The sequence below is a fragment of the Streptomyces sp. NRRL WC-3549 genome, assembly GCF_000721935.1.
GTDB lineage: Bacteria > Actinomycetota > Actinomycetes > Streptomycetales > Streptomycetaceae > Streptomyces.
This window is the reverse complement of sequence record NZ_KL585400.1, coordinates 53,182-58,769: the sequence shown is the minus strand read 5'-3', so window position 1 is coordinate 58,769 and position 5,588 is coordinate 53,182. Positions and strand designations below refer to the sequence as shown.

The 5,588-nt window shown below is 70.3% G+C and carries 8 protein-coding genes; 6 read left to right on the top strand and 2 right to left on the bottom strand.

Annotation, left to right across the window (positions count from 1 at the left end; translation table 11 throughout):
- Positions 1 to 818, top strand: an 818-nt coding sequence (locus IH13_RS0116065; protein ID WP_031084988.1) for a UbiD family decarboxylase, incomplete at its 5' end; no start/stop codon positions are given.
- Entirely contained in the window at positions 815 to 1,720 is a 906-nt protein-coding gene (mqnP, locus tag IH13_RS0116060) for a menaquinone biosynthesis prenyltransferase MqnP (protein ID WP_031084986.1), read from the top strand. The genes IH13_RS0116065 and mqnP, both read left to right, overlap by 4 nt.
- Here the strand turns inward: mqnP and IH13_RS0116055 are convergent.
- The gene (locus IH13_RS0116055) at positions 1,710 to 2,312 is read right to left on the bottom strand and encodes a rhomboid family intramembrane serine protease (protein WP_031084984.1); all 603 of its coding nucleotides are present in this window, start codon (positions 2,310 to 2,312) and stop codon (positions 1,710 to 1,712) included. The two genes, mqnP and IH13_RS0116055, sit on opposite strands and share 11 nt — an antisense overlap.
- Before the next feature lie 113 nt (positions 2,313 to 2,425).
- On the opposite strand from IH13_RS0116055, the gene IH13_RS0116050 reads away from it, so the two are divergent.
- Positions 2,426 to 3,106, top strand: a complete 681-nt coding sequence (locus tag IH13_RS0116050) for a UbiX family flavin prenyltransferase (RefSeq protein WP_031084982.1) — start codon at positions 2,426 to 2,428, stop codon at positions 3,104 to 3,106.
- Between the two features lie 22 nt (positions 3,107 to 3,128).
- Here IH13_RS0116050 and IH13_RS45545 read toward each other — a convergent pair whose 3' ends face one another.
- A complete protein-coding gene (locus IH13_RS45545; RefSeq protein WP_267883852.1) occupies positions 3,129 to 3,263 on the bottom strand; it encodes a hypothetical protein in 135 nt (44 codons plus the stop codon).
- Positions 3,264 to 3,397: 134 nt separating this feature from the next.
- Between IH13_RS45545 and IH13_RS0116040 the strand changes: the two genes are divergently transcribed.
- The 3 genes from IH13_RS0116040 to IH13_RS0116030 all read left to right on the top strand — a co-directional run.
- Positions 3,398 to 3,853 carry an Lrp/AsnC family transcriptional regulator gene (locus tag IH13_RS0116040; protein WP_031084980.1) on the top strand — a complete coding sequence of 152 codons (456 nt, stop codon included), beginning with the start codon at positions 3,398 to 3,400 and terminating at the stop codon, positions 3,851 to 3,853.
- Positions 3,854 to 3,947: 94 nt separating this feature from the next.
- Positions 3,948 to 5,111, top strand: coding sequence for an aminofutalosine synthase MqnE (gene mqnE, locus IH13_RS0116035; protein WP_031084977.1), 1,164 nt, complete (start codon positions 3,948 to 3,950; stop codon positions 5,109 to 5,111).
- A 136-nt stretch (positions 5,112 to 5,247) separates the two neighbouring features.
- On the top strand, positions 5,248 to 5,588 hold a 341-nt coding region (locus IH13_RS0116030; protein WP_158791190.1), incomplete at its 3' end, for a GNAT family N-acetyltransferase.

The window sequence follows — 5,588 nt, the reverse complement described above, 5'->3', positions numbered from 1 at the left end:
CCTTCGGGGCGCCGCCCGCGGTGACGTACGCCTCCACCGCGCCGCTGCCCGGGGACATCGACGAGTACCTCTTCGCCGGGTTCGTGCAGGGCAGGCGGATCGAGATGGTCGACTGCAAGACCGTGCCGCTCCAGGTGCCCGCACAGGCCGAGGTGGTCCTGGAGGGGTGGCTGGAGCCCGGCCGGATGCTGCCCGAGGGGCCGTTCGGCGACCACACCGGCTTCTACACCCCGCAGGAGCCCTTCCCTGCGCTCACCATCGACTGCGTGACCATGCGCAGGCGGCCCCTGCTCCAGTCGATCGTCGTCGGCCGGCCGCCCACCGAGGACGGGCCGCTGGGACGCGCCACCGAGCGCTTCTTCCTGCCGCTGCTCAAGATCATCGTCCCGGACATCGTGGACTACCACCTGCCCGAGGCGGGCGGCTTCCACAACTGCGCGATCGTCTCGATCGACAAGAAGTACCCCAAGCACGCCCAGAAGGTCATGAGCGCCGTCTGGGGGGCGCACATGATGTCGCTGACCAAGCTGATCGTCGTCGTGGACGCCGACTGCGACGTCCACGACCTGCACGAGGTCGCCTGGCGGGCGCTCGGCAACACCGACTACGCCCGGGACCTGCTGCTCACCGAAGGCCCCGTCGACCATCTCGACCACGCCTCCTACCAGCAGTTCTGGGGCGGCAAGGCGGGGATCGACGCGACGCGGAAACTCCCCGAGGAGGGGTACACGCGGGACGGGGGCTGGCCGGAGATGGTCGAGTCCGACCCGGAGACGGCGGCGAAGGTCGACCGCCGCTGGAAGGAGTACGGACTGTGAGCGCCTCCGCCGCCGCCGTGCCGCAGCCGCGCAGCAAGCCCCGCGCGTTCCTGCGGCTCGTGATGATCGAGCACTCGGTCTTCGCCCTGCCCTTCGCGTACATCGCCGCGCTCACCGCCATGTACGAGGCGGACGGGAGCATCCACTGGGGCACCCTGCTGCTCGTGACCGTCGCCATGGTCGGGCTGCGTACCTTCGCGATGGCGGCCAACCGGATCATCGACCGGGAGATCGACGCCCGTAACCCGCGTACCGCGGGCCGGGAGCTGGTCACCGGGGCGGTGTCCGTGAGGTCGGCGTGGACCGGCGCGATCGTGGCCGTGGTCGTGTTCCTGGGGGCCGCCGCCCTGCTCAACCCGCTCTGTCTGGCGCTGGCGCCGGTCGCCGTCGTGCCGATGGTCGTCTATCCGTACGGCAAGCGGTTCACCAACTTCCCGCACGCGATCCTGGGTGTCGCCCAGGCCATGGGGCCGATCGGCGCCTGGCTGGCGGTGACCGGCGACTGGTCGTGGGACGCGGTGATTCTGGGGCTGGCCGTCGGGATCTGGATCGGCGGCTTCGACCTGATCTTCGCCTGCCAGGACGTGCAGGCCGACCGGGCCCACGGGGTGAAGTCCTTCCCGGCGCGCTTCGGCATCCCGGCGGCGCTGTGGGGCGCGCGGGTCTGCCACGTCGTGACGACCGGGATGCTGGTGTGGTTCGGCGCGGCGACCGGGGCGGGGATCCTCTACTGGATCGGCATGGCGGTCGTCGCCGTGGCGTTCGTCTACGAGCACCGGGTGGTGCGGCCGCACGACCTGTCGCGGCTGAACCGGGCGTTCTTCTCGGTGAACGGTTTCATCGGCATAGCGCTGTTCGCCTGCGCGCTGCTCGACCTGCTGGTGCGGGGCCTCACACCGTGACGGAGGTCCCCGCCGCCGGGCGGCGGGGACGGCGGAAGAGGAACGCGGCCAGCACCCCGCCCAGCAGGCCGAAGAGGTGGCCCTGCCAGCTGATGCCGGAGTCGGTCGGCAGGACGCCCCACAGGATCGAGCCGTAGACCGCGGCGACGACCACGCCGACCACGACGTCGAGCGGACGGCGGTCGACGAAGCCGCGGACCAGCAGATAGCCGAAGAGGCCGAAGACCACTCCGGACGCGCCGAGCGTGACGGTGCCGGCCGGGGCGGTGAACCAGACGCCGAGGCCGCCCGCCACGATCACCGTCAGGACCACGGCGGCGAATCTGCGGATCCCGGCGAGCGCGGCGATGAAGCCCAGGACCAGCAGCGGCAGGCTGTTGGAGGCGAGGTGCTCCCAGCCGGCGTGCAGGAAGGCGGACGGCACGACGTCGCGCAGTTCGGCGGGGTCGCGCGGGGAGACGCCGTAGGTGTCCAGCCGGTGGCCGGTCAGGGTGTCGATGCCCTCCAGCACCCACAGCAGCGCCACCCACCCGGCCATGACGGCCCCGGCCGTGGCGGCCCGTGCGGTGGGGCTCGTGCGTGTGGCGGTCATGGTCACCCCCTGTCGACGGCTGTTGCTTCCTCCGTTGCAACGTACGGAGCCCCTGGCTCGGTTCCGCCGACCGGCCGCCGGATAGGCTCGCCGGTGTGAATTCCGGGACTTCAGTGAGTCGACAGCGGCGCAGGCCTTGGATTGTCGGGGTGTCGGGCGCCTCGGGTACCCCGTTCGCGGCCTCGGTCCTGCGCGGGCTGCTGGACGCGGGGGAGAGCGTCGACCTGGTGGTGAGCCGGGCCTCGCGGCTGACGCTGCTGGACGAGACGGGTATCGCCTTCCGCGACGCGCACTGGCGTGAGGACCTGCGGAGCTGGCTGGCGCGGGGCGCCGACGGGGAGCCGGACACCTTCGCCGTGCGGGACGGGGCGCTGGAGCGGGTGCGGCACTGGGCGGCCGGTGACCTCGCGGCCGGGCCCTCGTCGGGTTCGTACCCGGCGAAGGGGATGCTGATCGTCCCGGCGTCGACGGCCTGTGTGGCCGGCGTGGCGCTCGGGCTCTCGAAGGATCTCCTGCAACGGGCGGCGAGCGTGACGCTCAAGGAGCGGCGGACGCTGGTCGTCGCCGTACGCGAGACGCCGCTCAGCGGTCAGACGCTGAAGCAGATGGTGGCGCTCGACGAGGCGGGCGCCGTGGTGCTGCCCGCCTCTCCGGCGTTCTACGCGGGGGCCACGCACATCCAGGACCTGGTGGACTTCGTCGCCGGGCGGGTGCTGGACGCGGCGGGCGTGCCGCACCAGCTGTACCGCCGGTGGGAGGGAGAGCTCGGTGGAGGCTCCCGTGGAAGGTCCTAGGTGCGCGGAGAGGCCCGGGGGCTCAGCGCTTCTTGGCGGAGCGCGGGGCCCGGGTCTTGTCGACGCGGTGGGCGGCGGCGGGCTGGTGGGCACGCGAGCGGTTGGCCAGGTCCTGCAGCTCGCGCATCCGGGCGTAGGCCATCTCGATCGTGTACACGGTGTTTACCACTCCTGAAGATTCGAAAGCGATTTTCGATTGGTCGGAAAGATTTATAGGGTCTGAACCCTGTTGTGCCTTAGATTCTACACGTAAAGTCGCGGTACTGCTGAATAATGGAAGGTTTCAGTCACATGGACGCGGTGGACAGGCAGCTCATCCAGGCACTCAGAGAGAACGGCAGGGCCTCGTACGCCGAGCTGGGGCGGCTCGTCGGGCTCTCCGGGCCCAGCGTCACCGACCGCATCAACCGGCTGGAATCCGCCGGTGTCATCACCGGTTACCGCGCGACCGTGGACGCCGCCTCGCTCGGTCTGGGGGTCACCGCGCTCATCGGCATCTCGCTCTCCGACGCCGCCGACCACGAGGACGTGGCGCACCGGCTGAAGGACCTCGCGGAGATCGAGGACTGCTGGTTCATCGCCGGGGACGACTCCTTCACGCTCAAGGTGCGGGTCGGGGACGTGGACGGTCTGGAGCGGACGATCCGCAGGCTCAGCGGCACCAAGGGGGTCTCCCGCACCCGTACGACGGTGGTGCTCTCCACGAAGTGGGAGAACAGGGTCGGGGAGCTGCCCGAAGAGGTCTGACGCCGACCGGCCGGACGGTGGTGCGGGGGGCCGGGGGGCGGGGGAGTACGGTGGCTGCCGAAGTCTGTTACGTAGAGATATGGGAGGCGCCCTAGTGGACGCGGGACTCAAGCGCGAGCTGGAGGAGAAGGTCCGGGCCGGCGAGCGGCTGACCCGCGAGGACGGGATCGCGCTCTACGAGTCCGACGACCTGGCCTGGCTCGGCGGACTGGCCCACGAGGTGCGGACGCGGAAGAACGGCGACGTCGTGCACTTCAACGTCAACCGCCACCTCAACATGACGAACGTGTGCACGGCCTCCTGCGCCTACTGCTCGTTCCAGCGCAAGCCGGGCGAGAAGGACGCGTACACGATGCGGATCGAGGAGGCCGTCCGTCTCGCCAAGGCGATGGAGGGCGAGAACCTCACCGAGCTGCACATCGTCAACGGCCTGCACCCGACCCTCCCGTGGCGCTACTACCCGCGCTCCCTGAGCGCGCTGAAGGAAGCGCTGCCGGACGTGGCGCTCAAGGCGTTCACGGCGACGGAGATCCACCACTTCGAGACCATCTCGGGGCTCTCGGCCTCGGAGATCCTCGACGAGCTGATCGAGGCCGGTCTGGAGTCGCTGACCGGCGGCGGCGCGGAGATCTTCGACTGGGAGGTCCGCCAGCACATCGTCGACCACAACACCCACTGGGAGGACTGGTCGCGCATCCACCGTCTCGCGCACGAGAAGGGGCTCAAGACCCCGGCGACGATGCTGTACGGGCACATCGAGGAGCCCCGTCACCGCGTCGACCACGTGCTGCGGCTGCGTGAGATGCAGGACGAGACCGGCGGCTTCCAGGTCTTCATCCCGCTGCGCTACCAGCACGACTTCGTGGACATGAAGGACGGCAAGGTCCGCAACACCCTCCAGGCGCGGACGTCGATGGCCACCGGCGCGGAGGCGCTCAAGACCTTCGCGGTCTCGCGGCTGCTCTTCGACAACGTCCCGCACGTCAAGGTGTTCTGGGTGATGCACGGGGTGCAGACCGCGCAGCTCGCCCTCCAGCACGGCGCGGACGACATGGACGGCTCGGTCGTCGAGTACAAGATCACGCACGACGCGGACGACTACGGCACGCCGAACAAGCTCGGCCGTGAGGATCTGCTGGACCTCATCCGGGACGCGGGCTTCCGGCCCGTGGAGCGCAACACCCGGTACGAGATCCTGCGCGAGTACCCGGGTCCGGACGCCGACCGGCGCGAGTCGCCGCAGCCGATGCGCGTCTGACGTACACCTTCCAGGCCCTCCGGGGCCCCTGGTCGCCCGAGAGCCCCGCCCCGCGGTTCCCACCGCCCGGAGCGGGGCTCTCGTGCGAGCCGGGACGGAGTTGCGGGCCCGGAAACGTAATAGCTAACCTGCCGCAATGGCTCTTACCTTTGCACTGGACCCCCCCTTCGACCGCGAGCTGCGGGACGGCATCACCGCGCTCTGGGCCGATGTCACCAACGCGGGCGGGGCCGTCGGGTTCCTGCCGCCGGTGACCCCGGAGGAGATCCGGCCCGAGCTGGTCAAGCACCTCTCGGCCATGGCGGAGTGCCGCACCCGGCTCGTCGTCGGCCGCGACGAGGACGGGGCGGTCGCCGCCACCGCCTTCCTCACCCTCAACACCCACCGGCTGATGCGCCATTGGGCCTGGCTCAACACGGTGATGGTCCACCCCCGCCACCAGGGCAAGGGGTTCGGCCTGTCTCTTATACACATCTC